Raw genomic sequence first — 26,844 nt, forward strand, 5'->3', positions numbered from 1 at the left:
GCGGCACGGCGTGAAGGTCGTCCTCGGCATCGGCGGGGGCATCGCCGCCTACAAGGCCGCGCTGCTGCTGCGGCTGTTCACCGAGGACGGCCACACGGTCGTGCCCGTGCCCACCGAGTCCGCGCTGCGCTTCGTGGGCGCCCCCACCTGGGAGGCCCTGTCCGGCCAGCGCGTCAGCACGGGGGTGTTCGAGCGGGTGGACGAGGTCAACCACGTCCACCAGGGGCAGAGCGCCGACCTCGTCGTCGTCGCCCCCGCCACCGCCGACCTGCTCGCGCGCGCGGCGCACGGACTGGCCGACGACCTGCTCACCACCACGCTGCTGGCCACCCGCGCCCCGGTGCTCTTCGCCCCGGCGATGCACACCGAGATGTGGCTGAACCCCGCCGTCCAGGCCAACGTGACCACCCTGCGCGGCCACGGGCACACCGTCCTGGAGCCCGCCGTGGGCCGCCTGACCGGCCCCGACTCCGGGCCCGGCCGGCTGCCCGAGCCGGAGGACATCCACGCCGCCGCCCTGCGCCTGGTCCGGGGCGGGCCGACGCCCGACGGGCCGCTGGCGGGCGCCCGGGTCCTGGTCAGCGCCGGCGGCACCCGCGAGCCGCTGGACCCGGTCCGCTTCCTCGGCAACCGCTCCTCCGGCAAGCAGGGCGTGGCGATCGCCGCCGCCGCCCGCGACGCCGGGGCGGAGGTCACCCTGGTGGCCGCCCACCTCGAGACCCCGGTCCCGGCCGGGGTGGAGGTCGTCCACGCCGGCACCGCCGAGCAGCTGCGCCGGGCGTGCGTGCGGGCGGCCGCGCGGGCCGACGTGGTGGTGATGGCCGCCGCGGTGGCCGACTACCGCCCGGCCCGGGTGGCCGACGCGAAACTGAAGAAGGCCGAGGACGGCACCGACCCGGTGCTCCAGCTGGTGCGCAATCCCGACGTCCTGCGCGAGCTCGTGGACCTGCGCAACACCGCCCGGCGCCGCCAGCTGCTCGTGGGCTTCGCCGCCGAGACCGGCGACGCCGAGACCGACCCGCTGACGTTCGGGCGCCGGAAGCTCGCACGCAAGGGCTGCGACCTGCTGGCCGTCAACCACGTGGGCGAGAACCTGGTCTTCGGCCAGGACACCACCTCCCTCACGGTGCTCAGCGCCGCCGGCGGCCCGGAGCAGGTGCTCGAGGGCCCCAAGGACGAGGTCGCCCGCGCTCTCGTGCAGCGGATCGCGCAGGACCTGGCCGGCGTCCGCGGCTGACCCCGGCCCGCCCTGCCGCGCCCGGTGCGGCAGGGCGGGCGCGTTCCGCCGTCCGGGGCGGACGGTAGTGTGGTCTCCCGTGAGCGAGACGACCCAGCACCTGAGACTGTTCACCTCCGAGTCCGTCACGGAGGGCCACCCCGACAAGATCTGCGACCAGATCAGCGACTCGATCCTCGACGACCTGCTGCGCCAGGACCCCGAGTCCTCCGTGGCGGTCGAGACGATGGTGACCACCGGGCTGGTCCACGTGGCCGGGGAGGTCAAGACCCGGGGCTACGTCGAGATCCCCAACGTGGTGCGCAAGACGCTGCTGGACATCGGCTACAACTCCTCGGTGCACGGCTTCGACGGAGAGTTCTGCGGGGTGTCGATCAGCGTGGGCGAGCAGTCCCCGGAGATCTACGAGGGCGTGTTCCAGTCCCTCGAGGTCCGTGAGGGCACCGCCCGCGACGCCCGGGACGCCCAGGGCGCCGGGGACCAGGGCATCATGTTCGGCTACGCCTCCGACGAGACCGAGGTGCTGATGCCGGCGCCGATCTTCATCGCCCACCGCCTCTCCGAGCAGCTCACCCGGGTCCGCAAGACCGCGGTGCTGCCCGGGCTGCGCCCGGACGGCAAGACCCAGGTCACCCTCGGCTACGACGGCCACCGCCCGGTCGCCGTGGACACCGTGGTGGTCTCCGCCCAGCACGTGGAGGGCTACGACCTCGACCAGCTGGCCTCGGACCTGCGCCAGTGCGTGATCGGCCCCGTGCTCGAGGAGACCGGCCTGGACCTGTCCGCGACCCAGCTGATCATCAACCCGGCCGGCAACTTCGTGCGCGGCGGGCCGGTGGGCGACGCCGGGCTGACCGGGCGCAAGATCATCGTGGACACCTACGGGGGGATGGCCCGCCACGGCGGTGGGGCCTTCTCGGGCAAGGACCCCTCCAAGGTCGACCGCTCCGCGGCCTACGCGATGCGCTGGGTCGCCAAGAACGTCGTGGCCGCCGGTCTCGCCGACCGCGTGGAGGTGCAGGTGGCCTACGCGATCGGGCGCGCCGCCCCGGTCGGGCTCTACGTGGAGACCTTCGGCACCGCGCACGTGGACCCGCTGCGGATCGAACGGGCCGTGCACGAGGTCTTCGACCTGCGCCCCCTGGCGATCATCGAGGACCTGGACCTCAAGCGCCCGATCTACGCGCGCACCGCCGCGCACGGGCACTTCGGCCGCACCGAGCCCGAGTTCACCTGGGAGCGCACCGACCGCGTCGCGGACCTCCGGTCGGCCGCCGGGCTCTGAGCATGACCCGGGAGGACGCCGAGGCCGCCGCGGAGGCCCCGCGGCAGCTGTCGCTCCTCTCGGGCTTCCCGCCGCGCCCGCCGCGGCCGGACACCAAGGGCGTGGGCGCGGCGCTGCTGGCCGAGCCCGACCCCGTGGCCCGGGTGCTGCTGGACACCCACGTCCCGCACCTGGACCGGGCCTTCGACTACGCCGTGCCCGCCGAGCTGGCGGACACGGCGGTGCCCGGTGCCCGGGTCAAGGTCGGCTTCGCGGGCCAGGAGCTGACCGGCTACGTGCTCGAGCGGGCCGCCGACTCGGAGGTGATGGCCCGGATCCAGCCGCTGCGCCGGGTGCTGTCCCCGCTGCCCGTGCTGACCCCGGAGATCGCCCTGCTCGCCGAGGACATCGCCGCGCGCGCGGCCGGCACCACCGCCGACGTCGTGCGGCTGGCGGTCCCGCCGCGGGTCGCCCGGGTGGAGAAGGAGGTCGAGCAGCGCCTGGCCGAGGCGCCGGGGCACTCGACCGGCCTGTCCCCGCACGTGCCCGGACCCTCCCACGACGCCGCCCTGGCGGACTACGCGGGCGGGCCGGAGTTCCTGGCCGAGCTCGGCGCCGGCGGTGCCCCGCGCGCCGTCGCCGAGGTGCTGCCCGCCCATCCCGCCCACGACTGGACGGACGTGCTGGCCGCCGCGATCGGTGCCGCCTGGCGGGCCGGGCGCGGGGCGGTGGCGGTCGTGGCCGACCAGAAGGCGCTGGCCCGGCTGGAGCGCTCGGTGGTGGACGAGATCGGCGCCGAGCACCTGGTGCGCCTGCACGCCGAGGACGGGCCCACCCCGCGCTACCGGGCGTTCCTCGCCGCGGCCACCGGCCAGGTCCGGGTGGTCCTGGGCACCCGCTCGGCCGCCTACGCGCCCGTGGACGACCTCGGGCTCGTGGCCTGCTTCGACGACGGCGACGAGAACCTCGTGGAGCAGCGCGCGCCCTACCAGCACGTGCGCGACGTGCTGCTGCTGCGGGCCGGGCGCAGCGGGTGCGGGGCGCTGTTCGCCGGGCACGCGGTCAGCCCCGAGGCCCAGCGGCTCGTCGTCTCCGGCTGGGCCCGGCGGCTGACCCCGGCGCGGGAGGTGCTGCGGGTGCACATGCCGCGGATCGTCTCGACCGCCGACTCCTTCCACGCCGCCCGGGACCCGCTGGCCTCCCGCGCCCGGCTGCCCGAGACGGCCTACCGGGCGGCCCGGGAGGGGCTGGAGCGGGGCCCGGTCCTGGTGCAGGTGGCCCGCGCCGGCTACGCCCCCCACCTGGCCTGCGAGCGGTGCCGGGAGCCGGCCCGGTGCACCGCCTGCGACGGCCCCCTCGGGGTGGTGTCCCGGCGCGGGGTGCCCCGCTGCGGCTGGTGCGGGCGCTCGGCGCACTCCTGGGCCTGCGCCGCGTGCGGGTCCCGGCGGATGCGCCTGGTCACCGTCGGGGCGCTGCGCACGGCCGAGGAGCTGGGGCGGGCCTTTCCCCAGGTGCCGGTCGTCGCGTCCTCCGGGGAGGCGGTGCGCGCGGAGGTCCCCGGCAGCCCGGCCCTGGTGGTGGCCACCCCGGGGGCGGAGCCGGTGGCGGAGGGCGGCTACGCGGCGGCGCTGCTGCTGGACGGCAACCAGATGCTCATGCGCCCGGCCCTGCGCGCGGCGGAGCAGACGCTGCGCCGGTGGTTCAACGCCGCGGCGCTGGTCCGCCGGGCACGGGACGGCGGGGTCGTGGTGGTCACCGCCGAGCACGAGAGCGCCGTGGGGGCGCTCGTGCGCTGGGACCCGGCCGGCCACGCCGAGCGGGAGCTCGTGGAGCGCCAGGCCCTCGGGCTGCCGCCCGCGGTGCGCTCGGCGGCGCTGACCGGGCCCGCGGCGGCGGTCGCGGCGTTCCTGGCCGACCTCGAGCTGCCGGCCGCGGTGCGGGTGATCGGGCCCACCCCGCTGGAGGACCACGTGGCGGGTCCGGACGGGGAGCCGGCCCCGCACCGGGCGCTGCTGTTCTTCGGCTACGGCGTGGCCGGGGAGGTGACCCGGCGGCTGCGGGCGGCCCGCGCCCAGGCCTCCGCGCTGCGCAAGCACCCGCCGGTGCACGTGCGCTGCGACGTCACCGACCTGCTCTAGCGCTGTCCCGCGCGAGCGCTGCCCTGCACCGGCGCCGGCCCGACGCGCGGCGGGCCCGTCCCCGCACGGGTCCTTCGGGCACGCCCCGGGCGGGCCCGGTCACAGCGAGCGCTTCTCGAACAGCGCGGCGGTGCCGATGCCCCCGGCGGAGCTGATCATCGCCAGCAGCAGGCTGCCCTCCGGCAGGTCGCGGGCCCGCGCGAGCAGACGGACCACGGACACCGCCCCGGAGGCCCCGTAGGCGTGCCCGAGGGCCAGGGCGCCGCCGTCGGCGTTGAGCACGTCCTCGTCCACGCCGAGCAGGTCGGTGCAGGCCAGCACCTGCCCGGCGAAGGCCTCGTTGAACTCCACGGCGGCCAGCCGGTCGGCGGGCACGTGCTGGGCGCCCAGCAGCTCCCCGGCGGCCACGGCCGCGCCGAGCCCGAGCCGGGCCGGGTCCACCCCCACGGTCGCCGCGCCGCGGAAGGCGAGCCCGGTGCGCAGGCCCAGCTCCCGCGCCGTGGCCGGGAGGGCGACCAGGGCGGCGGCCGCCCCGTCCGCGTCGGCGCAGGAGTTGCCGGCCGTCACGGTCCCGCCGCGGGCGAAGGCGGCGGGAAAGCGGGCCAGCAGGGCCGCGTCCAGCCGCGGCCGCGGGCCGTTGTCGGCGTGCACGCTCCCGCGCGGGCCGGTCACCGCGACCAGCTCGTCGTCGAACACCCCCGCGCCCGCGGCGGCGAGCGCCCGCCGGTGGCTGCGCAGGGCGTAGGCGTCCTGCCGGGCCCGGCCGATCCCGTGCTCCCCGGCGACCGTCTCCGCCGCCGGTCCCATGTCGGGGTCGCCCAGGTGCTCGGGGGCGAAGCGGGCCCGGCGGTAGAACTCCACGTGGCCGTCCACCTGCCGCCGTCCGCGCAGGGGCGCGGTGCTGATGCTCTCGGCCCCGCCGGCCAGGAAGGCCCGTCCGGCACCCGCCCGGGCGAGCCGGCAGGCCAGCACCACGGCGTCCAGCCCGGAGCCGCACTGCCGGTCCACGGTCAGCCCCGGCACGGACAGGGGCAGACCGGCCTCGAGGGCGGCGAGCCGGGCGAGATTGCCGCCGGCGCCCACGGCGTTGCCGACCACGACGTCGGAGAGCTGCCGGGGGTCCACTCCGGAGTCCTCCACGAGGCGGCGCAGCACCGGGGCCAGGAGCCGGTGGACGGGCACCCCGTCCAGCAGGGTCCCGGCGCGGGCCAGGGGCGTGCGCCGGCCCAGCAGCAACAGGGGATCGGCCACCCCGGCGGCGGGCTCAGCCGAGCGGCCGGACACGGTGGTCTCCGTCGACGACCCAGTCTCGCAGCAGCCGGCGGCTGAGCTTGCCGTGGCCGGTGAGGGGGAGCCCGCCGAGCTCGACGTAGTGCCGGGGGCGCTGGGGCGGGGCCAGCCGCGCCGCCGCGGCCTCCCGGAGCCGGCCCGGGCGCACCCCGCCGGGGCCGGGGACGATGCCGGCCACCACCCGCTGCCCGCGGGAGCCGTCCGGCACCCCGGTCACCACCGCCTCGGCCACTCCGGGCACCGCGGCCAGGGCCGCCTCGACCTCCTGCGGGTAGACGTTGTGCCCGCCGGTGACGACCATGTCCGAGAGCCGGCCCAGCACGTGCAGCTGCCCGCCGCGCAGGACGCCCTGGTCCCGCACCGTGGCCATGCCGCCCAGCTCGCCGAAGGCCTGACCGTCGTCGCCCCACAGGTAGCCGTCGCAGACCAGCTCCGAGCGCACGCACACGGTACCGGGCACCCCCTCCGGCACCGGACGGCCGGCGTCGTCGAGGACGGCCAGCGCCACCCCCGGAAAGGCGGGGCCCACCCCGGTGCCGGTCGGCACGGCGGGCTCCCCGGGGCCGTGCCGGCGGGCGGCGACGAAGCCGAGCTCGGCGGCGCCGTAGTACTCCCAGACGGTCGCCCGGGGGGCCCAGCGGCGCACCGCGTCCAGCGTGCGCCCGTCCAGGGCCTGCCCGGCGCTCACGACCGCGATGAGCCCGGCGGCGTCGGCGCCGGCGGCGAGGCCGCGCTCCGCGAGGATCCGCAGCACGGCGGGCACCCCGACCAGGCGGGTGACGCCCCGGCCGGTGATCTCGGCGTGGGCGGCGGCGACGTCGAGGCGCGGCAGGGTGTGGAAGGCGACCCCGGCCCAGAGGCACTCGGAGAGGGTATAGAGGTTCAGGCTCGCCGACAGCGGTCCCGGGGCCAGCACGCGGTCCCCGGGACACAGGCCGAAGCAGCCGGTGGAGGCCTCGAAGGAGCGCTGCCAGGAGCGCCGGCTGCGGCTGAAGGCCTTGGGCACGGCGGTGGTGCCCGAGGTCAGGCCGATCAGGAAGGCGGAGTCCGGGTCCCCGTCACGCAGCCGCGCCGGGACGGGAGCCGCGGGCAGCCGGGCCGCCAGGCGCCGCCGCACCGCCTCGGCCCGCTGCCGGGGGCCGAGGGGGTCCAGCACGGCGCACACCCGCTCCTCGGCCACCCCGGCCGCCCACCGGACGGCGAAGTCCACGCCGTTGCCCTGCCGCAGGAGGCCCGTGGGCTCGCCCGAGGCGGCCAGCGCCGCAGCCCGGGCGCGCAGCCGCCCCCAGCTCAGCTGCTCGGGGCCGCACACCACGGCGGGCTCGTCCGGGCGCTGCCGGGCCCAGCGCGACACACGGTCCAGGAACGGCATCCCCTCATCCTAGGGCCCGGTCCGTCACGGTCCCGGAGGTCTTGGCCTGCGCCCTCCGGTGTGGTGGGGTGGGACCGAGCGGCAGTGCCGCCGCCGTCGTCCGGGGAGGTCACCGTGGGAGAAGAGGTCCGTTCCCGCAGCTACACGCGCGAGGAGCGCCAGCGCTACCGGGAGAAGGTGCGGCAGGACCTCGACGTCTTCGAGCTCATGCTGCACCGCAGCTCCTTCGAGTTCGACCGCCCCATGACGGGGCTGGAGATCGAGCTGAACCTCGTCGACGAGCACTTCGAGCCCTCCTTCCACAACGCCGAGGTCCTCGCCGCCATCGCCGACCCCGGCTACCAGACCGAGCTCGCCCAGTACAACATCGAGCTCAACGTCCCCCCGCGCCCGCTGCCCGGGCGCGCCGCGCTCGAGCTCGAGGAGGAGCTGCGCGCCTCGCTCAACGCCGCCGACGCCCGCGCCCGGGAGACCGGCTCGCGGATCATGGCCATCGGGATCCTCCCGACGCTCCGGCCCGAGCACTACGAGCGGGAGTGGATCAGCGCCAACAACCGCTACAGCGCGCTCAACGACTCCATCTTCGTGGCCCGCGGGGAGGACATCCGCCTGGACCTCGAGGGACCGGACGGGGAGCGGGTCGACGCCTACTGCGACTCCATCGCCCCCGAGTCGGCGTGCACCAGCGTCCAGCTGCACCTGCAGGTCGCCCCCACCGGCTTCGCCGCCCACTGGAACGCCGCCCAGGCGCTGTCCGCCGTGCAGGTCGCGCTCGCGGCCAACAGCCCCTACTTCTTCGGCCGGCGCCTGCACGCGGAGACCCGGATCGCGCTGTTCCAGCAGTCCACCGACACCCGGCCGATCGAGCTGAAGAACCAGGGGGTGCGGCCACGGGTGTTCTTCGGCGAGCGCTGGATCACCTCGATCTTCGACCTGTTCGAGGAGAACGTCCGCTACTTCCCGGCGCTGCTGGCCGACTGCTCCGACGAGGACCCGGCCGCCGAGCTGGCCGCGGGACGGGCCCCGCGCCTGGCCGAGCTGCGGCTGCACAACGGGACGATCTACCGGTGGAACCGCCCGATCTACGACGTCGTCGGCGGCGTGCCGCACCTGCGGGTGGAGAACCGGGTGCTGCCGGCGGGACCCACGATCGCCGACGTGCTGGCCAACGCCGCGTTCTACTACGGCGCGGTGCGCGTCCTGGCCCGGCAGGAACGCCCGGTGTGGACACGGATGAGCTTCGCCGCCTGCGCGGAGAACTTCGAGCGCGCGGCGCGGGACGGGATCGACGCCCGCCTGTACTGGCCCGGCGCCGGCGAGCTGTGCGTCGACGAGCTCGTGCTGCGCCACCTGCTGCCCCTGGCGCACCAGGGCCTGGAGGAGTGGGGCGTGGCCCCGGAGGTCCGGGAGCGCTACCTCGGCATCATCGAGGCCCGGTGCGTGGCCGGGGTCAACGGGGCCACCTGGCAGACGCAGGCGGTCCAGCGCCTCGAGGCCCAGGGCGCCGACCGGCCCACCGCGCTGCGCGGCATGCTCGCCCGCTACGCCCGGCACATGGCCCGCAACGAGCCCGTGCACACCTGGCCGCTGCCCTGAGCCCGGCCGCGGCGGGACCCGCTCACCGGCGGGTCGAGCGCCGCTCGTGCACGCCCCGGGCCACGGCCAGCAACTCCCGGGCCGAGTCCGCCCAGGACCACGCCCGGGCCCGCTCCAGCCCCGCCAGCGCCTGCGCCCGGGCCCGGGCCGGGTCCTCCAGCGCCCGGACCGCCGCGGCGAAGCAGGCGTCGTCGTCGGGGGCGGCGTAGGCGGCGGCCTCCCCGGCGACCTCCCGGAAGATCGGCAGGTCGCTGCACACCACCGGCGTCCCGGCCGCCATCGCCTCGACCACGGGCAGCCCGTAGCCCTCGGCCCGCGACGCCGTCAGCAGCGCCGCCGCCCGCCCCAGCAGGGCGGCGTACTCGGTGTCGTCCACCCCGTCGTGGAACACCACGCGCGCCCCCGCCGGGACCAGGGCCTCCAGCTGCGCCCGCCGGGCGGGGGAGATGCGCGAGAGCAGGTGCAGCTCGTACCCGGGCAGCCGCCCCGCCGCGCGCACCAGGGTCTCCACGTTCTTGTAGGGCAGGAACGAGCCCATGTACAGCAGCAGCCGCCCCCGCCGCGGCAGCCGCGCCAGGGCCTGCTCCGGGGGCAGCACCGCACCGGGCGGGGCGGCGTTGGGCACCACGTGCACCGGGCGCCGGGTGAGCCGGTGGGCGGCCATGAGCTCCCGGGTGGTCCGCGAGACGGTGACCACGGCGTCGGCGCGGTCCAGCAGCACCCGCTGCGGCCACCACGCCCGGTGGTAGGCCCGCCAGCCCGCGCGCACCGCCGCGGGCAGGTCTCCGGGCGGGGTGGGGTGGTCGTAGTAGATCAGGTCGTGCAGGGTCAGGATGAGCCCGTGCCGCCGTCCCGCCGAGCCCATGGTCTGCATGGGGGAGAACACGACGTCCGGCGCGTACCGGTTGAGCACCAGCGCCGTGGCGGCCTCCGACGCCGAGACCGGGGAGGGCCCCCGCACGTGCGGGACCTCCGGCAGCATGCCCAGCTGCCGCGGATCGCTCACCAGCACCGCCAGCTCCAAGTCCGGCGTGCTCCCGGCCAGCCCGGCCATCGCCTCGATCAGCCCGGCCCCGTAGCGGCTGATCCCGTCGTGCCGCCCGATCCGCGTGTAGCGGGCGTCCATCAGCAGCCTCACCGGCTCCGCCCCCGCCGCACGATCCGCTGCAGCCCCGTGAACGGCGCGGTGGACGGCCCCGTGTCCGGGCCCGCGAGGTCGGCCGCGGGCAGCTGCTCGTGCAGCTCCACCGGCTCCGGGGCCGGGGAGGTCAGGAACTCGTGGACCAGCTCCGCCGTGCGCGCCGGCGCCTCGTAGTGGATCAGGTGCCCCACGCCCTCCAGCACCTCCAACCGGTGCCGGGGCACCCACGAGGCCATCCGCCGCTGCGCCGCCACGGAGCCCAGCGGGTCCTCCGCCCCCACCACCAGCAGCGTCGGCATCCCCAGCTGCATCGCCACCTCCGCCACCGTGTGCGAGACCGACGCCTCGTAGGCCTCCAGCAGCACGTCCCGGTCCGCGAACGCCGAGAAGTACGCCCGGTGCTGATGGCGCACGTAGCCGCGCACCCGCGGATCCCGCGACGTGGTCATCACCGACGTCATCGCATCCGTCATCCACCAGCTCGACAGCAGCCGCCGCCCCAGCCGCCGCGGCAGCACCCGGCCCAGCCGGTAGTAGCCCACGGTCAGCCGGCTCAGCAGCGCCTGCCCGCCCTCCAGCGCCGGCTCACAGATCGGGTTGACCAGCACCAGCCGCTCCACCATCCCCGGGTGCGCCGCGGCGAAGTGGGCGGCCACCACCGACCCGAACGAGTGCCCCAGCACCACGATGCCGCGCCGGCCTCCGCCCTCGCGCACCGTCCCGACGGTGAGCTCCTCCACGAAACGGCGCAGGAAGTCCACGTACCCCGCCACGTCGTGACGCCGGTCCGGGAAGCGCTCCGAACGCCCGAACCCCGGCAGGTCCGGCACCACCACGTGGTACCGCGAGCGCAGCCGGTCGGCCAGCAGCTGCAGCCCGTGGTGGTCCCCCCGGAACCCGTGCACCATCACCAGCAGCGGTTTGGGCGCCCGGTCGACGTCGTAGAACCAGTAGCGCACCTTGTGCCCGTCCAGCACCAGGCTGCGCCGCTCCGCGTACGGGGTCTCCACCGCACTGCCCGGCACCCCCTCGCCCGGCCCCGCGTCCCGCGCGCCGGTCCCTGCCGCCATGATGTCCTCCCTGAGAGGCCCGCGAGCACCCGGTGCGCCCCGGCCCGCTGTCGATGCTAGCGGCTGCGCCCCGGCGCTCGCGGGCCGGGCGCGGGGGCCGCTGGGCTAGGATGGGACGGATTCCACCACCGTCGGCGCACCGCCGGGTCCCTGTGATGCCCGGGTGCGCCCACGCGACCGCCCGCCGCCCGCTCCCTGGCCGGCGGCGGTCCACCACCGCGAAGGCGAGGACCGTGACCGAACAGCAGCACACGACCGAGAGCACCGGATACGACTTCCGCGCCATCGAGGCGGCGTGGCCGTCGTTCTGGGCGGAGCAGAAGGTCTACGAGCCGCTCGACGACGGCTCCCGGGAACGGCGCTACGTGCTCGACATGTTCCCGTACCCCTCGGGGGACCTGCACATGGGCCACGCCGAGGCGTTCGCCATGGGCGACGTCGTGGCCCGGTACTGGCGCCAGCGCGGCTACGACGTGCTGCACCCGATCGGCTGGGACTCCTTCGGGCTGCCGGCCGAGAACGCCGCCATCAAGCGCGACGCGCACCCGGCGGAGTGGACCTACGCCAACATCGAGACGCAGAAGGCCTCGTTCCAGCGCTACGCCATCAGCGCGGACTGGACCCGGGAGATCCACACCTCCGACCCCGAGTACTACCGGTGGACGCAGTGGCTGTTCCTGCAGTTCCACGCCAAGGGCCTGGCCTACCGGAAGAACTCCCCGGTCAACTGGTGCCCCAAGGACCAGACGGTGCTGGCCAACGAGCAGGTCGTCAACGGCGCGTGCGAGCGCTGCGGCACCCCGGTGACGAAGAAGGCCCTGAACCAGTGGTACTTCAAGATCACCGACTACGCGGACCGCCTGCTCGACGACATGGCCGCGCTCGAGGGCCACTGGCCCGAGCGGGTGCTGGCCATGCAGCGGAACTGGATCGGCCGCTCCGAGGGCGCCCACGTGCGCTTCGCCATCGAGGGCGCCGGCGAGGACGGGTCCGACCGCGAGGTCACCGTGTTCACGACCCGCCCCGACACCCTCCACGGCGCCACGTTCTTCGTGGTCGCCGCCGACGCCGAGCTGGCCGGAGAGATCGTCGCCCCGGAGCACGCCGAGGAGCTGGCCTCCTACCGCGAGCAGGTCAAGGCGCTGTCCGACATCGAGCGCCAGGCCACCGACCGGCAGAAGACCGGCGTGTTCCTGGGCCGCCACGCGGTGAACCCGCTGACCGGGGCGAAGCTGCCCGTGTGGGCCGCCGACTACGTGCTCGCCGACTACGGCACCGGCGCGATCATGGCCGTGCCCGCCCACGACCAGCGCGACCTCGACTTCGCCCGCACCTTCGACCTGCCCGTGCGCGCGGTCCTGGACACCGGCGAGGAGGACCCGGCCGTGACCGGGATCGCCACCACGGGCGAGGGCACCCTGATCAACTCCGGCGAGCTGGACGGGCTGGAGAAGGCGCAGGCCATCGAGCGGGCCATCTCCATCGTGGAGGCCGCCGGCACCGGCAACCGGCAGGTCAACTTCCGGCTGCGCGACTGGCTGCTGTCCCGGCAGCGCTTCTGGGGCGCCCCCATCCCGATCGTGCACTGCCCGGCCTGCGGGGAGGTGCCCGTGCCCGAGGAGCAGCTGCCCGTGCGCCTGCCCGACGACCTGCGCGGCGAGCAGCTCGCGCCCAAGGGCCGCTCCCCGCTGGCCGCGGCCGAGGACTGGGTCAACGTCGAGTGCCCCGCCTGCGGAGGGCCGGCCCTGCGCGACACCGACACCATGGACACGTTCGTGGACTCCTCCTGGTACTACCTGCGCTTCGCGTCCCCCAACGACGAGAACGCCGCGTTCGACCTCGAGCAGACCCGCAGGTGGCTGCCCGTGGACCAGTACGTGGGCGGGGTGGAGCACGCGATCCTGCACCTGCTCTACTCCCGGTTCTTCACCAAGGTCCTGCACGACCTCGGGCTGGTGGACTTCACCGAGCCGTTCAAGGCGCTGCTGAACCAGGGGCAGGTGCTCAACGGGGGCAAGGCGATGTCCAAGTCCCTGGGCAACGGCGTGGACCTGGGGGAGCAGCTGGACGAGTTCGGCGTCGACGCCGTGCGGCTGACCATGGTCTTCGCCTCCCCGCCCGAGGACGACGTGGACTGGGCGGACGTGTCCCCGCAGGGCTCACAGAAGTTCCTGGCCCGGGCCTGGCGCCTGGCCCAGGACGTGACGAGCGCGCCCGGCGCCGACCCGGCCTCCGGGGACCAGGGCGTGCGCCGCGCCGCCCACCGGGCCGTGGACGACGCCGCGCAGCTGCTGGACGCGGGGAAGTTCAACGTGGTCGTGGCCAAGACCATGGAGCTGGTCAACGTGGTCCGCAAGGCCATCGACTCCGGCTGCGGCCCGGCCGACCCGGCCGTGCGGGAGGCCGTCGAGGCCGTCGCGGTGGTCCTCTCGCTCGTGGCCCCGTACACCGCCGAGGACATGTGGCACACCCTGGGCCACGAGGGCTCCGTCGTCGTGGCCGGCTGGCCCGAGGTCGACCCGGCCCTGCTGGTGGACGACACCGTGACCGCCGTGGTGCAGATCAAGGGCAAGGTCCGGGACCGGCTCGAGGTCCCCGCGGACATCGCCGAGGACGCGCTGCGCGAGCTCGCCCTGGCCTCGGAGACGATCCGCCGGCAGCTGGGCGACGCCGAGATCCGCAAGGTGATCGTGCGCGCGCCCAAGCTGGTGAACATCGTCGCCTGACCCGGCCCCCGTCGGGTCAGACCGCGGCCGGCGGGTCGCGGACGTGACCGACGACGCCGGGGCGCCGCCCGCCCGCGCCGCGGTCGTGCAGCGCCCCGCGGCGCGGCCCGGTTGCCGCGCGGTCCGCGGCCGGCGCTGACCCGGCACCCGCCCTCCCCAGGCGCGGGCCTGCCGCGGGCGGTCCCCACCGAGCCCACGACCGGCCCCGCGGTCCCTCCGTCCGGGGTGGGCTGGAGCCATGACCGGCACCGTGTCCCGCGGACGAGACCGCGCACCCTCCGCCCCGCCCGACCCGACCTCCTCCGGGCACCCGGGCCTGCCCAGCCTGCCCGCCGAGCGGCTGGCCGCGCTCCTCGCCGAGACCGGGGCCGGCGCGCGCCCCGCGCCGGGGCCCGGTCCGGACGACGGGGCCGCGACGCGCGCGGACCCGGACGCCGGGGCCGGCACCGACGGCGGACGAGGAACCGGCGCCGGCGGGGACATGTCGGAGCCCCGCCGGCGCGGTGCGGACGCGACCGCCCGGCCGGACCCGGCCCACCGCTGGGAGACCGCCGCGCGGACCCGGGTCCCGCGGTCCCTGCTCGTGCTCGCCGCCGCCGCGGTGGCCGGGCTCGGGTGGGCGGTCCTCGGCCCCGGAGCCCCCGGGGAGGACGCCGGCGCGGGCGGGGAGCTCGCCCTCGCCGAGATCGGGGTCTCCGGGGATCCCACGCCGTCCACGGGCAGTCCCGCTCCGGTGGCCGGCGGCGCCCCCGGAGGAAGAGCGGGGCCGGCGGCCTCCACGGCCCCCGGGAGTGACGGATCCCTGCGCGTGCACGTCGCCGGGGAGGTGGCCCGGCCCGGTGTCGTGGAGCTCGCGCCCGGGGCCCGGGTGGTGGACGCGGTCGAGGCCGCGGGCGGGCTCACGGACGCCGCGGCGGACTCGGTGAACCTCGCCGCGCCGCTGACCGACGGCCAGCAGGTGCTCGTCCCGGACGAGGGCGCGGTGCCCCCGGCGGACACCCCGGTGCAGCCCCCGGCCCCGGTCGCGGGCGCGACGGGCGCCGCCGCGGCCGGCGGCTCCGGCGCCTCGGCCCCCGGCGGCACCCTGGACCTCAACACCGCCACCGCCGCGGAGCTGGAGGCCCTGCCCCGGGTCGGTCCGGTGCTGGCCGGACGGATCGTGGAATTCCGCGACCAGCACGGCGGCTTCGCCGCGACCACCGATCTCGACGCCGTGCCCGGCATCGGCCCCACCCTGCTGGAGGCCCTGCTCCCGCTGGTGACCGTGTGAGGGGCCCCGCCGCCCGCTGGGCGCGCGCCCTGGAGCACCAGGAGCACCGCGACGCCCGTGCTCCGGGCCGCACGTGGGACCTCCGGCTCGTCCCCGCCGCCGTGGGCGCCTGGCTCACCGGCCTGCTCGGCACCCACCTCACCCCGGCGGGCACCGCGGCCGCGGCGGGCGGGTACCTCGCCGCGCTGGTCCTGGCCGCAGTCCTCCTCCGGACCGTCCTCGCCCGGACCAATCTCGCCCGGACCAATCTCGTCCGCACCCATCTCGTCCGGGGCGGTCTCGGCCGGAGCGGGGTCCGTGTCCCGCCGACCGTCCGGCCGGACCGGGCGCCGCACGGGCCGCCCTGGTCGAGCTTCGCGCTCAGCGCCCTGGCGATGACCGCCGTGCTGCTCAGCGCCTCCGCCGACCGGCACACCGGCACCTCCGGCGCCCTGGGCGAGGCCCTGGCCGGCGGAGGGACCCTGGTCGTGACCGCCGACGTGGCCGAGGGACCCCGCCCGTGGACCGCCCCCGCGGCAGGTCCCGCCGGGGAGGACCGCACCGGCGTGGTGCTCGAGCTCGTCCTGCACGAACTCACCCACCGCGGCCGCACCGGTCCCGCCGAGGCCACGGTCACCGTCTTCGCCGACGGCCCCGCCTGGTCCGCGCTGACTCCCGGCCGGCGGATCACCGCGGCGCTCGTGGCGGCCGGCGACCCGGCCCCCGGGCCCCCGACCCTGCGCGCCGCCGCCCCGCCCACCGTCCTCCCGGCGGCCCCGCCCACGGCGCGGGACCGGGTGCGGGAACGCTTCGTGCTCAGCACCGCGGCGCTCGGCCCCGACGCCGCCGGGCTGCTCCCCGGCATGACCTTCGGCGAGCGCTCCGGGCTCGGCGAGGAGCTGGAGCAGGCGATGCAGGACACCGGGCTCACCCACCTGACCGCCGTCTCGGGGTCCAACTGCGCGCTCGTCACGGTCCTGGCCGGCCACGCCGCGCTGGTCCTCGGCGCCCGCCGCCGCACCTGCCTGCTCACCGGCCTCGGAGCCCTGGGCGCCTTCGTGCTCCTCGTGGGACCCGACCCCTCCGTGCTGCGCGCCGCGACCATGGGCGGGCTGGCCGCGCTCGGTCTGCTGACCGGGCGCACCGCCGTGTCCCTCGCCACCCTCTCCGGCGCTGTGCTCGTCCTCGTCGTGCTGCACCCGGCCCTCGCCGCCGAGTACGGCTTCGTCCTGTCCGTGCTGGCCACCGCGGGGATCGTCGTCACCGCCCGGCCGCTGACCCGGTGGCTCGGCCGGTGGATGCCGGACGCGCTGGCGCTCACGGTCGCGGTCCCGGCCACGGCCCAGCTGTGGTGCGCGCCGGTGCTCGTGCTGCTGCAGCCCGCCGTGCCCGTCTACGCCCTGGTCGCCAACGTCGTCGCCGCCCCGGTCGTGCCGGCGGTGACCGTGTGCGGGCTCGCGGGGCTGCTGGCGCTGCACCTGCCGGCGGGGGAGACCGCGGCCCTCCTGCCGCTCACGGTGGGCGGCTGGGGCACGCTGCTGATCGCCGGGACCGCCCGCACCCTGGCCGCGGCCCCCGGCGCCCTGGCCCCGTGGCCGGACGGCGTCCCCGGAGCCGTGCTGATGGCCGCGGCGAGCGCGGCTGCCGTGGGGGCCGTGCACCTGGTGGACGTGCGGCGGCGCCGCCCCCGGCCCGTGGCGGGCGCCCTGCGCGGGGGACCGGCGCCTCCGGCGGTGCCGGAGCAGCACTGGCGGGACCGCGACCGCCGGCGGCGCCGGCGGCGCACGGCGACGGCGGCGCTGCTGCTGCTCCTGCTGGCCGTGCTGGCCCTGCGCGCCCTCACGGACGCCCGCCGCCCGGCACCCCCGTGGGAGGCGGTGCTGTGCGACGTGGGGCAGGGCGACGCCGTGCTGCTGCGGACGGCCCCCGGGCGGGCCGTGCTGGTCGACACGGGCCCGGACCCGCGGGCGCTCCAGCGGTGCCTGGAGGACAGCGGGGTGGAGCACCTCGACCTGCTGGTCCTCACCCACGCCCACGCCGACCACACCGGGGGACTGGCCGCCGTGGCGCGGCTCGGGGGTGCGGCGGAGGTCTGGTACGGCACCGCCGACCCCGACCCGCCGCCGGAACTGGGGGAGGAGCTGCCCGGCGTGGCGGCCCACCGCCCCCCACCCGGGCAGACCCGCACCGTGGGAGGCCTGCGCCTGACCGTCCTCGCCCCACCGGCCGCCCCGCGCCGTTGGGGCGGCGCGTCCTCCGCCGAGGAGAACAACGCCTCCCTGGTGCTGCGCGCCGAGCTCACCGGGGCGGACGGGAGCGCGACGTCCTGGCTGCTCGCCGGCGACCTCGAGGAGCAGGGAGCCCGGTCCCTGCTGCGCTCCGCCGGGGCGCAGCTGGACGTGGACGTGCTCAAGATCTCCCACCACGGCGCCCGCAACGGCGGGACCGCGATCATCGACGCGGCCACCCCGGCGCTGGCAGTGGTCTCGGTGGGCCGGGACAACGACTACGGACACCCGCACCCGCAGATCCTGGGCCACCTCCGGGACGCCGGGGTGCCGCTCGTGCGCACCGACCAGCACGGCAGCGTGCGCCTGCTGCGGGAGGGCGCCCGGCTGCGCGCGCTGCCCGTCGGCGGCTAGCGCGGGGGACGCCCGGTCCCCTCCCGGGCCCTCCCTGCCCCGGGGCGCCGGGCGGCGTCAGCCGGCGCGGATCACCTTGTGCGGTGCGGCCTGGGCCACCGGCTTGATGGTGACGGTGTCCAGGTCCACGTGGTGGGGCAGCTCCACGGCGAAGGCGCAGACCTCGGCCACGTCCGCCGCGGTCAGGGGCCTCTCGACGCCTGCGTACACCGCCTCCGCGGCCTCCTGGTCCCCGCCCAGTCGGTTGAGGGAGAACTCCTCCGTGTGCACCAGGCCCGGGGCGATCTCCACCACGCGCACGTTGTGCTCGGCCTCCTCCAGGCGCAGCGCCTCCGTCATGGCCCGCTCGGCGAACTTCGCCGCGTTGTAGCCCGCCCCGCCCTCGTAGGCCCGGTGGGCGGCCAGGGAGGTGAGGTTCAGCACCGTGCCCTCGCCGTTGCCCCGCAGCGCCGGCAGGAACGCCCGGGTGATCCGCATCGTGCCCAGGACGTTGACCTCGTACATCCAGGCCCAGTCCTCCGTGCTCGCGTCGGCCACCCGGTCCGTGCCGCGGGCCCCGCCGGAGATGTTCAGCAGCGCGTCCACCCGACCCTGCTCGGCGAGCACCTGCTCCCGCAGGGCCTCCACCTCGGCGTCGACGGTGATGTCGCACGGGGCCGGCACGGCCCCGGTCTCCCGGGCCAGGGCCTCCAGGCGCTCGGCGCGGCGGGCCACCGCGTAGACGGTCCAGCCGGCGGCGCGGAGCCGGCGGGCGGTGGCCTCCCCGATCCCGGTCGAGGCCCCGGTGACGACCGCGACCTTCCCGGTGTGCGTGCCGGTGCTGTGCTCTTCGGTGCTCGTGTTCTGCGTCATGGACCCCACGCTAGCGAGCCGCGGGGCCGATCGGGGACCGCGGCGCGATGTCGGCCGAGGCCGGGTCACCACCGGGTCGCCGTCGAACCTCCGGTGTCCCGGCCCCGTGAGAAACTGGGGGCGACCCCACCCGCGGCCGTCCGGCCGCCAGCACAGGAGGACGCGGCCATGACCCCAGCACGGCGCCCCGCACCCGCCGCCGGCCCCACCTGGCGCGACGTCGAACCGGCCCCGCTCGTCCTGCTCACCGGCCCGGAGGACTACCTCGCCGCCCGCGCCCGCGACCGGGTCCGTGACCTCCTCAAGGACAGCCGCGGTCCCGTGGAGCTCTCCACGGTCGACGCCGCCGCCTACGCCCCCGGCCAGCTCGCCGCCCTGGCCAGCCCGTCCCTGTTCGACGACGCCAAGCTGATCCACGTCTCCAACCTCGCGGCCATGAACGACGACTGCCTGGCCGACGGCCTCGCCTACGTCCAGGCCCCGGACCCGGAGGTCGTCGTGCTGTGGGAGCACAGCGGCGGCAACCGCGGCAAGAAGCTGCTCGACGCGCTCAAGGCCGCCGGCGCCGCCGTGGTGGAGTGCAAGCCCCTGAAGAACGACCGCGACAAGTCCGAGTTCATCGTCACGGAGTTCCGCACCCACCGCCGCCGGATCGAGCCGGACGCCGCCCGGGCCCTGGCGGCGGCGGTCGGCAGCAGCACGGCGGAGCTCGCCGCCGCGTGCGCGCAGCTGCTCTCGGACGGGCCGGAGAGCATCACCTTCGACGACGTCGAGAAGTACTACGGCGGCCGGGTCGAGGCCACCGCGTTCAAGGTGGCCGACGCCGCCCTGGCCGGCCGCGCGGAGAACGCCCTCAAGCTCTGGCGCCAGGCCCTGGACACCGGCGTGGACCCCGTGCCCATGGTGGGGGCGCTGGCCGCGAAACTGCGCACGATCGCGCAGGTGCACGGCACCCGCGGAGGCGCCGGCCAGCTCGCGCAGCGGGTCGGCGCCGCCCCGTGGCAGGTCGAGCGGGCACAGGAGGAGGCGCGCCGCTTCTCCGAGGAGGACCTGGTGCGCGCCCTGCGGGCGCTGGCCGAGGCCGACGCCCAGGTGAAGGGGGAGGGGCGGGACCCGGCCTACGCCGTGGAGCGGGCGATCACCACGATCGCGCTGTCCGGGCGCCGCTGAGCCGCCGGCGGCGGCCGCGCCCGGTGACGGGTCCCCGGTGGCCGCCCGGGCACGACGGAGGCCCCGTCCCTGCGCGGGACGGGGCCTCCGGTGCGGCGGTCGCGGGACCGCGGATCAGATCTTGGCGACCAGCTTGGCCAGACCGGACTTCTTGTTGGCCGCGTTGTTCTTGTGCAGCACGCCCTTGCTGACGGCCTTGTCGAGCTTGCGGGAGACGACGCGCAGCGCGTCCTGGGCGGTCTCCTTGTCCGAGGCGCTGACGGCCTCGTCGACGCGGCGGACGAGGGTCTTCAGCTCGGACTTGTACGCGTTGTTGCGCAGGCGCGCCTTCTCGTTCGTGAGGTTGCGCTTCTTCTGGGACTTGATGTTGGCCACGTGTGACTCCTTGGCGATGGGTGCGGAATACGGTCAGTGAGGGCAAACAGGCCGGCCATGTGACTGAGTGGGAGTGGGGACGCCCGTGTGGCGACCGCCCTGCAGTGCCCGACGACCAGCGCGGACACACAGCAGGACAGTCTAGCAGACCGCACCCGCCCGTCGGGCGACGACGACACGCGCCCGGCCGGGGTCCGCGGGCTCAGCCGCGCCGCCGGACGAGCCGTGCGGCCACCCGGTCGAACAGGTCCTCGGGCAGGACCGCGCCCTCCCGGCGCACGTCCGCGGGCAGCACCCGCACCACGCGGTCGAGCTTGACCTCCGAGGGGCGGCCCCGGGGGTCCCACGGTCCCGCACCGACGTCCACGTAGTCGGGGTCCGGGTCGAGTCCGTCGGTGCGGTCCCGGGAGGTGAGCATCAGGCACAGCAGGTCGTCCCCGGCGCGGTCCACGACCAGCACCGGCCGGTCCTTGCCGCGGCGGTGGTCCTCCTCGAAGGGCACCCACGTCCACACGATCTCCCCGGGGTCGGCCTGGCCGTCCGAGAGGGGGCGGTAGACGGGGCGGACCGGTCCGGTCCAGTCGCCCGGGTAGGGGCGGGACAGCCCCGCGGGCCGGCCCTCGCCGGCCCGCGGCCGCGCGGTGGGGCGGGGCCTCGCAGCACGGTGGTAGACGTCCACGGCGCGGGCGGCGAGCCGCCCCAGGGCGCCCAGGTTCAGCCTCATGCGCCCCACTCTAGTCACGGGCCCGACCGGCGGGCGGAGGTCGTCGCCGTCGTGGACGGGGCGCGGCGCGGGACGAAATGGCCCCCCACCGGCAAACGTGGGAAACTGGACAGCTGAATCCCCCGGCGCGATCCACCCGCCGGTAGCCCCAGGACCTGCCGGAAGCGACGACCTCCCGGAGAAAGGACCGCCCGTGTCACCGCTGGCCGTCAACCCCCCGGTTCCCGCCTCGACCGACCCGTCGATCCTGCGCAACTTCTGCATCATCGCCCACATCGACCACGGCAAGTCCACGCTGGCGGACCGCATGCTGCAGGCCACGGGCGTGGTGACGCCGCGGGAGATGAAGGCGCAGTACCTGGACCGGATGGACATCGAGCGCGAGCGCGGGATCACGATCAAGTCCCAGGCCGTGCGGATGCCCTGGAACGTGGACGGCCGGGACTTCGCCCTGAACATGATCGACACCCCCGGCCACGTCGACTTCACCTACGAGGTCTCCCGGTCCCTGGCCGCCTGTGAGGGCGCGCTGCTGCTGGTGGACGCCGCCCAGGGCATCGAGGCCCAGACCCTGGCCAACCTGTACCTGGCCATGGAGAACGACCTCACGATCATCCCGGTGCTGAACAAGATCGACCTGCCCGCGGCCCAGCCGGAGAAGTACGCCCAGGAGCTGGGCAACCTCATCGGCGTGGAGCCCGACGACGTGCTGCGGGTCTCCGGCAAGACCGGGGAGGGCGTGGAGGCGCTCCTGGACCGGATCGTCCAGGAGATCCCGCACCCCGAGGGCCGGGCCGACGCCCCGTCGCGGTCGATGATCTTCGACTCCGTCTACGACACCTACCGCGGCGTGGTCACCTACGTCCGGGTGGTCGACGGCAGGCTCACCCCGCGGGAGCGGATCCGGATGATGTCCACCGGCGCCCAGCACGAGCTGCTGGAGATCGGCGTGATCTCCCCCGAGCCGAAGCCCACCGAGGGCCTGGGCGTGGGGGAGGTGGGCTACCTGATCACCGGCGTCAAGGACGTGCGCCAGTCCCGCGTGGGCGACACCGTGACCAACCACCAGCGCCCGGCGGCCGAGAACCTGGGCGGCTACGAGGACCCCAAGCCGATGGTCTTCTCGGGGCTGTTCCCGATCGACGGCTCCGACTACCCGGTGCTGCGCGACGCCCTGGACAAGCTGCAGCTCAACGACGCCGCGCTGGTCTACGAGCCGGAGAACTCCGCGGCCCTGGGCTTCGGCTTCCGCTGCGGGTTCCTGGGCCTGCTGCACCTGGAGATCGTCCGGGAGCGCCTGGAGCGGGAGTTCAACCTCGACCTGATCTCCACCGCCCCGTCCGTGAGCTACAACGTCACCCTGGAGGACCGCTCCGAGCGCGTCGTCACGAACCCCTCCGAGTTCCCGGAGGGGAAGATCGCCGAGATCCGCGAGCCGATGGTCGCCGCCACGGTGCTGGCGCCCTCGGAGTTCATCGGCGCCATCATGGAGCTGTGCCAGTCCAAGCGCGGGCAGCTCAAGGGCATGGACTACCTCTCCGAGGACCGGGTCGAGCTGCGCTACCGGCTGCCGCTGGCCGAGATCGTCTTCGACTTCTTCGACCAGCTGAAGTCCCGCACCAAGGGCTACGCGTCCCTGGATTGGAAGGCCGAGGGCGAGGAGGCCGCCGACCTCGTCAAGGTGGACATCCTCCTGCAGGGCGAGCCGGTCGACGCGTTCAGCGCGATCACCCACCGGGACAAGGCCTACTCCTACGGGGTGATGATGACCGGCAAGCTGCGCGAGCTCATTCCGCGCCAGCAGTTCGAGGTCCCCATCCAGGCCGCCATCGGCTCCCGGGTGATCGCGCGCGAGAACATCCGCGCCATCCGCAAGGACGTGCTCTCCAAGTGCTACGGCGGCGACATCTCCCGCAAGCGCAAGCTGCTGGAGAAGCAGAAGGAGGGCAAGAAGCGGATGAAGATGGTGGGCCGGGTGGAGGTCCCCCAGGAGGCGTTCGTGGCGGCGCTGTCCTCCGACGAGGCCGGGGCGAAGGACAAGAAGAAGTAGTGGCCCCCGCCCAGCCCGAGGGCCTGCCCGCACCGCTCGACGGGCGGCTGCCGGCCTCCGCCGCCGAGGGCTCCGCGGACCGCACGCTCAGTCTCTACGTGCACGTGCCGTTCTGCGCGGTCCGCTGCGGCTACTGCGACTTCAACACCTACACGGCCGTGGAGCTCGGTGACGGGGTGTCCCAGGACGCCTACGCCGCCGACGCCGCGGCGGAGGTCCGGTGGGCCCGCCGGGTGCTGCAGGACTCCGGCGTGGCCGCCCGGCCCCTGCACAGCGTGTTCTTCGGCGGCGGCACCCCCACGCTGCTGCCCGCGGAGGACCTCGCCGCCGTCCTGGGGCAGGCCCGGGGGAGCTTCGGCCTCGCCGAGGGCGCCGAGGTCACCACGGAGGCCAACCCGGACTCGGTGACCCCGCGGTCCCTGCGGGTCCTCGCGGAGGCCGGGGTGACCCGGGTGTCCTTCGGCATGCAGTCCGCGGCCCCGCACGTGCTCGCCGTCCTGGACCGCACCCACGACCCCGACAACGTGCCGCGGGCGGTCGCCTGGGCGCGCGAGGCGGGACTGGGCGTGAGCGTGGACCTGATCTACGGCACCCCCGGGGAGACCCTGGCCGACTGGGAGCACTCGCTGCGCACCGCCGTGGGCTACGAGCCCGACCACGTCTCGGCCTATTCCCTGATCATCGAGGACGGCACCCGGCTGGCCGCCCGGATGCGGCGCGGGGAGGTCCCGCCGGTCGACGAGGACGACCAGGCCGACAAGTACGAGCTGGCCGACCGGATCCTGGGGGAGGCCGGCTACGAGTGGTACGAGGTGAGCAACTGGTCCCGGCCCGCCCGCGGCGCCGGCGCCCGGGCCCACCGCAGCCGGCACAACCTCGCGTACTGGCACAACCAGGACTGGTGGGGGATCGGCCCCGGGGCCCACTCGCACGTGGGCGGCACGCGCTGGTGGAACCTCAAGCACCCGGTGCCCTACACGAACCGGGTGCGGGCCGGGGAGTCGCCCGCGGCCGGGCGGGAGATCCTCGACGCGGACACCCGCCACCTCGAGCGCGTGATGCTCGAGGCGCGGATCCGGGACGGCCTGCCCGTGGCGGCCTTGGACGACGCCGGGCGTGCGGCGGTGGCCGGGCTCATCGCCGACGGGCTCGTGCAGCCCGGGCCGGCGCTGCGCGGGACGCTGGTGCTGACCCTGCGGGGCCGGCTCCTGGGCGACGCCGTGGTGCGGCGCCTGCTGGGCTGACCGTGCGACGCCCGCCGGACCCGGCGGCGGGTGCCTCAGCGGCGGGCGGCGCGCTCCCGCGACCGCTCGCGCAGCTTCTCGGCGAGGCGGTCGTACAGACGGGTGTTGAACCGGTAGAGGTAGGGCTCCCCGTGGTTGACCCGGATCCCGCCGGCCAGGGAGCCGAGGGCCAGCAGCAGCCAGGCCGCGGCGGCGGCGAGCGCGAAGAACCAGCCGACGAACGGGACGGGGGCGAGCAGCACGCCGGCGACCACCACGAGCGTGGGCAGCAGGGTGAAGTTCATCGCCTCCCGCGACTCCTGCTCGGTGAACCTCCCCCGGCGGCGGAAGACGCGGTGGATGAGGAACGAGGGCACGAAGCCGACCACCCCGGCGAAGTGCGCCAGGGTCGCCCACTGGTGGTCCTCGGCGACGGTGAGCGGCTGCGCCACGGGGGAGAGGCCCTCGAACGGGGCCTCGGCGTTCTCGTGGCTCGATCGGGGGTCGGTCTGCACGGGCACGGAAGTCCTTCGGGGGTGGGACCGCGGCGCGGCTGCGGTCGGCGGATGGCGTGGCTCGATTCTACCGGCCGGTTCGGAAGTTGCACGGGGTTCGCCCGCGCACGTGTGCCAGTGTGACGTGATGGCGGTCGCGCCGGCCCGGGGGCTCAGGCTCCCGGGGCGGTAAGGAAGTCGATGAGCTCCTCGACCCGCCCCAGGAGGGCGGGCTCGAGGTCGGCGTAGCTGTCCACCCGGGAGAGGATGTGCTGCCACGCCCGCCCGAGGTCCCCGGGCGTGCGGTGCGGCCAGCCGAGGGCCGCGGCGGTGCCGGTCTTCCAGTCGGTGCCCCGTGGGACCTCGGGCCAGGCCTCGATGCCGAGGACCGGGGGCCGGACCGCCTGCCAGATGTCCACGTACGGGTGGCCCAGCACCAGCACGTTGCCGCCCGCCCCGGGCAGGCGCATCGTCCGCTCGGCGATCCGGGACTCCTTGGAGCCGGGCACGAGGTGGTCCACGAGGATGCCCAGCCGCCGGCCCGGGCCCGGGCCGAACTCCTGCACCGCCGCCGGCAGGTCGTCGACGCCGTGCAGCGGCTCCACGACGATGCCCTCGACGGCCAGGTCGTGGCCCCAGACCTTGGCCACGAGCTCGGCGTCGTGGTAGCCCTCGACCCAGACGCGGGAGGCCTTGGCGGTGCTTGCGCGCAGCCCCTCCACGGCCACGGAGCCGGAGCGGGTGCGCCCGGGCCGCTTCGCCGCCGGGGCCCGGCGGGGCTCCACGACGACGACGGGCTCGCCCTCCAGCAGGAAGCCCGGCCCGAGCGGGAACGCCTTGACCCGGCCGCGGCGGTCCTCCAGGCCCATGACCCGCATCCCGCCGATCGTCTCCAGGGACACGACCGCCCCGACCCAGCCGGTGGTGACGTCCTCCAGGAGCAGCCCGGGGGCGACCGGCACCTCCGCGGAGACCGGCTTCCGCCGGGCCAGGCCCGCGTCGTCGAGGCTGCGCGGCCCCCAGCCGTAGTCGCTCATGCTCGTCCTCCCGGTCGCGGTCCCGCCCGTCCGGCGCGGATCAGCCGGAAGCGTACCAAACCGGGCGGGCGGGACCGTGGGGTCGGACACGGGGGCTACACTGGATCGCGCTGGCACTGTGGCCGCCCGAGTGCCAGGCGGCCCGGGTGCCGAGGAGACGACGGGGAGGAGCGACGTGAACCATCCGAGACGACTGCAGATCCTGCAGGCCATCGTGGAGGACTACGTGCACTTCCAGGAGCCCGTGGGCTCCAAGGCCCTCGTGGAGCGGCACCGGCTCGGTGTCTCCTCGGCCACCGTGCGCAACGACATGGCCGCGCTCGAGGAAGAGGGCCTGATCACGGCCCCCCACACGAGCTCCGGCCGGATCCCCACCGACAAGGGCTACCGGACGTTCGTGGACCAGATCGCGGCCGTCAAGCCGCTGTCCGGCCCGGAGCGCCGGGCCATCCAGAGCCTGCTCGACGACGCCGCGGACCTCGACGACGTCATGGAGCGCACCGTGCGCCTGCTCGCCCAGCTCACCCACCAGGTGGCGGTCGTGCAGTACCCGAACGCGTCCGGGGTGACGGTGCGCCACGTGGAGGTCGTCGACCTCGGCGCGGGCCGGGTGCTCGTGGTGCTCATCCCCACCAACGGACGGGTCGCGCAGCGCGTGGCGGTGCTGCCCGCCCCCCTGGAGGAGACGCAGCTGCTCGAGCTGCGCACCCGGGTGCTGGCCGCGGCCGTCGGCCGTTCCCTGGCCGCGGTGCCCGCGGCGCTCGTGACCATGACCGCCGACATGGCGCCCGCGCTGCGCCCGGCCGCCGAGACGGTGGCCGAGGTCGTCGGGGCCCTGGCCGCGGGCGGGGCCGAGCACCGCATGGTCATGGCCGGCACCGCCAACCTCGCCCGCGCCACCGGGGACTTCCACCTGAGCATCGGCCCCGTCCTGGAGGCGCTCGAGGAGCAGGTCGTCATGCTCCGGCTGCTCTCCGAGATGGAGCAGGACGCCCGCGGCGTGGCCGTGCGCATCGGCGCGGAGAACGCCGCGGGGCCCCTGTCCGAGGCGGCGGTCGTCGCCACCGGCTACGGGCCCCAGTCCAAGGTCGGGGTCGTGGGCCCCATGCGCATGGACTACCCGTCCACGATGGCGGCCGTGCGCGCCGTCGCCCGCTACCTCTCCCGTATCCTCGGGGGCTGAGCCCCCGCGGG

Annotated in this window: 20 protein-coding genes; 11 read left to right on the plus strand and 9 right to left on the minus strand. The window is 75.9% G+C overall.

The features are described 5' to 3' along the window. The first annotated feature begins 10 nt into the window (after positions 1–10). The 3 genes from coaBC (at position 11) to PU704_RS10090 (ending at position 4,639) form a co-directional block, all read left to right on the plus strand. Positions 11–1,237: a bifunctional phosphopantothenoylcysteine decarboxylase/phosphopantothenate--cysteine ligase CoaBC gene (coaBC, locus tag PU704_RS10080; RefSeq protein ID WP_277551230.1), complete on the plus strand. Its 1,227-nt coding sequence runs from the start codon at positions 11–13 to the stop codon at positions 1,235–1,237. A 79-nt stretch (positions 1,238–1,316) separates the two neighbouring features. Beyond that, positions 1,317–2,522: a methionine adenosyltransferase gene (gene metK, locus PU704_RS10085; RefSeq protein WP_047803298.1), complete on the plus strand. Its 1,206-nt coding sequence runs from the start codon at positions 1,317–1,319 to the stop codon at positions 2,520–2,522. Positions 2,523–2,524: 2 nt separating this feature from the next. Next, positions 2,525–4,639 carry a primosomal protein N' gene (locus PU704_RS10090; RefSeq protein WP_277551231.1) on the plus strand — a complete coding sequence of 705 codons (2,115 nt, stop codon included), beginning with the start codon at positions 2,525–2,527 and terminating at the stop codon, positions 4,637–4,639. 99 nt (positions 4,640–4,738) lie between these two features. Here PU704_RS10090 and PU704_RS10095 read toward each other — a convergent pair whose 3' ends face one another. Then, positions 4,739–5,923: a thiolase family protein gene (locus PU704_RS10095; protein ID WP_277551232.1), complete on the minus strand. Its 1,185-nt coding sequence runs from the start codon at positions 5,921–5,923 to the stop codon at positions 4,739–4,741. Beyond that, the gene (locus PU704_RS10100) at positions 5,904–7,301 is read right to left on the minus strand and encodes a class I adenylate-forming enzyme family protein (RefSeq protein ID WP_277551233.1); all 1,398 of its coding nucleotides are present in this window, start codon (positions 7,299–7,301) and stop codon (positions 5,904–5,906) included. Before PU704_RS10100 ends, PU704_RS10095 begins: the two co-directional genes overlap by 20 nt. 114 nt (positions 7,302–7,415) lie before the next feature. Here PU704_RS10100 and PU704_RS10105 point away from each other — a divergent pair, with 114 nt between their 5' ends. Then, positions 7,416–8,897 carry a glutamate-cysteine ligase family protein gene (locus PU704_RS10105; protein ID WP_277551234.1) on the plus strand — a complete coding sequence of 494 codons (1,482 nt, stop codon included), beginning with the start codon at positions 7,416–7,418 and terminating at the stop codon, positions 8,895–8,897. A gap of 22 nt (positions 8,898–8,919) precedes the next feature. Here the strand turns inward: PU704_RS10105 and PU704_RS10110 are convergent, their stop codons facing one another. Together PU704_RS10110 and PU704_RS10115 are read right to left on the minus strand one after the other, a co-directional pair. Next, entirely contained in the window at positions 8,920–10,035 is a 1,116-nt protein-coding gene (locus tag PU704_RS10110) for a glycosyltransferase (RefSeq protein ID WP_277551235.1), read from the minus strand. Next, complete coding sequence (locus PU704_RS10115) at positions 10,032–11,108, minus strand: alpha/beta fold hydrolase (protein WP_277551236.1); 1,077 nt, start codon at positions 11,106–11,108, stop codon at positions 10,032–10,034. The genes PU704_RS10110 and PU704_RS10115 overlap by 4 nt, the downstream gene beginning before the upstream one ends. A 233-nt stretch (positions 11,109–11,341) precedes the next feature. On the opposite strand from PU704_RS10115, the gene leuS reads away from it, so the two are divergent. From leuS to PU704_RS10130, 3 genes are all read left to right on the plus strand, one after another. After that, entirely contained in the window at positions 11,342–13,834 is a 2,493-nt protein-coding gene (leuS, locus tag PU704_RS10120; RefSeq protein ID WP_277551237.1) for a leucine--tRNA ligase, read from the plus strand. Between the two features lie 238 nt (positions 13,835–14,072). Next, positions 14,073–15,104 (plus strand): ComEA family DNA-binding protein, encoded by a 1,032-nt coding sequence (locus PU704_RS10125; protein WP_277551239.1) that lies wholly within the window; start codon positions 14,073–14,075, stop codon positions 15,102–15,104. Beyond that, a complete protein-coding gene (locus PU704_RS10130) occupies positions 15,101–17,725 on the plus strand; it encodes a ComEC/Rec2 family competence protein (protein ID WP_277551240.1) in 2,625 nt (874 codons plus the stop codon). Before PU704_RS10125 ends, PU704_RS10130 begins: the two co-directional genes overlap by 4 nt. A 57-nt stretch (positions 17,726–17,782) precedes the next feature. Here the strand turns inward: PU704_RS10130 and PU704_RS10135 are convergent, their stop codons facing one another. Beyond that, on the minus strand, positions 17,783–18,577 hold the full coding sequence (locus PU704_RS10135) for an SDR family oxidoreductase (RefSeq protein WP_277551241.1): 795 nt from the start codon (positions 18,575–18,577) through the stop codon (positions 17,783–17,785). 168 nt (positions 18,578–18,745) lie between these two features. Here PU704_RS10135 and holA point away from each other — a divergent pair, with 168 nt between their 5' ends. Continuing rightward, the gene (holA, locus tag PU704_RS10140) at positions 18,746–19,747 is read left to right on the plus strand and encodes a DNA polymerase III subunit delta (protein ID WP_277551242.1); all 1,002 of its coding nucleotides are present in this window, start codon (positions 18,746–18,748) and stop codon (positions 19,745–19,747) included. Positions 19,748–19,861: 114 nt separating this feature from the next. On the opposite strand, the gene rpsT is transcribed toward holA, so the two are convergent. Next, a complete protein-coding gene (gene rpsT / locus PU704_RS10145) occupies positions 19,862–20,122 on the minus strand; it encodes a 30S ribosomal protein S20 (protein WP_047802634.1) in 261 nt (86 codons plus the stop codon). A gap of 202 nt (positions 20,123–20,324) precedes the next feature. Beyond that, a complete protein-coding gene (locus tag PU704_RS10150; protein WP_277551243.1) occupies positions 20,325–20,846 on the minus strand; it encodes a type II toxin-antitoxin system PemK/MazF family toxin in 522 nt (173 codons plus the stop codon). Positions 20,847–21,039: 193 nt separating this feature from the next. Here PU704_RS10150 and lepA point away from each other — a divergent pair, with 193 nt between their 5' ends. Further along, a complete protein-coding gene (gene lepA / locus PU704_RS10155) occupies positions 21,040–22,896 on the plus strand; it encodes a translation elongation factor 4 (protein ID WP_277551244.1) in 1,857 nt (618 codons plus the stop codon). Next, the gene (gene hemW, locus PU704_RS10160; protein ID WP_277551245.1) at positions 22,896–24,140 is read left to right on the plus strand and encodes a radical SAM family heme chaperone HemW; all 1,245 of its coding nucleotides are present in this window, start codon (positions 22,896–22,898) and stop codon (positions 24,138–24,140) included. The genes lepA and hemW overlap by 1 nt, the downstream gene beginning before the upstream one ends. A 35-nt stretch (positions 24,141–24,175) precedes the next feature. Here the strand turns inward: hemW and PU704_RS10165 are convergent, their stop codons facing one another. Together PU704_RS10165 and PU704_RS10170 are read right to left on the minus strand one after the other, a co-directional pair. Then, the gene (locus PU704_RS10165) at positions 24,176–24,640 is read right to left on the minus strand and encodes a DUF4870 domain-containing protein (protein ID WP_047802638.1); all 465 of its coding nucleotides are present in this window, start codon (positions 24,638–24,640) and stop codon (positions 24,176–24,178) included. 146 nt (positions 24,641–24,786) lie between these two features. Continuing rightward, positions 24,787–25,650: a DUF3097 domain-containing protein gene (locus PU704_RS10170; RefSeq protein WP_277551246.1), complete on the minus strand. Its 864-nt coding sequence runs from the start codon at positions 25,648–25,650 to the stop codon at positions 24,787–24,789. A 175-nt stretch (positions 25,651–25,825) separates the two neighbouring features. Here PU704_RS10170 and hrcA point away from each other — a divergent pair, with 175 nt between their 5' ends. Further along, positions 25,826–26,833 (plus strand): heat-inducible transcriptional repressor HrcA, encoded by a 1,008-nt coding sequence (gene hrcA, locus PU704_RS10175; RefSeq protein ID WP_277551247.1) that lies wholly within the window; start codon positions 25,826–25,828, stop codon positions 26,831–26,833. Positions 26,834–26,844: the final 11 nt, after the last annotated feature.

The sequence above is a fragment of the Kocuria oceani genome, assembly GCF_029524215.1.
Classification (GTDB): domain Bacteria; phylum Actinomycetota; class Actinomycetes; order Actinomycetales; family Micrococcaceae; genus Kocuria; species Kocuria oceani.

Bases quoted from the DNA above. Each gene is read 5' to 3' on its own strand.
- PU704_RS10170 (WP_277551246.1), bottom strand. From the start codon at position 25,650: ATGAGCGACTACGGCTGGGGGCCGCGCAGCCTCGACGACGCGGGCCTG.
- PU704_RS10100 (WP_277551233.1), bottom strand. From the start codon at position 7,301: ATGCCGTTCCTGGACCGTGTGTCGCGCTGGGCCCGGCAGCGCCCGGAC.
- PU704_RS10090 (WP_277551231.1), top strand. From the start codon at position 2,525: ATGACCCGGGAGGACGCCGAGGCCGCCGCGGAGGCCCCGCGGCAGCTG.
- PU704_RS10150 (WP_277551243.1), bottom strand. From the start codon at position 20,846: ATGAGGCTGAACCTGGGCGCCCTGGGGCGGCTCGCCGCCCGCGCCGTG.
- PU704_RS10115 (WP_277551236.1), bottom strand. From the start codon at position 11,108: ATGGCGGCAGGGACCGGCGCGCGGGACGCGGGGCCGGGCGAGGGGGTG.
- holA (WP_277551242.1), top strand. From the start codon at position 18,746: ATGACCCCAGCACGGCGCCCCGCACCCGCCGCCGGCCCCACCTGGCGC.
- PU704_RS10125 (WP_277551239.1), top strand. From the start codon at position 14,073: ATGACCGGCACCGTGTCCCGCGGACGAGACCGCGCACCCTCCGCCCCG.
- PU704_RS10135 (WP_277551241.1), bottom strand. From the start codon at position 18,577: ATGACGCAGAACACGAGCACCGAAGAGCACAGCACCGGCACGCACACC.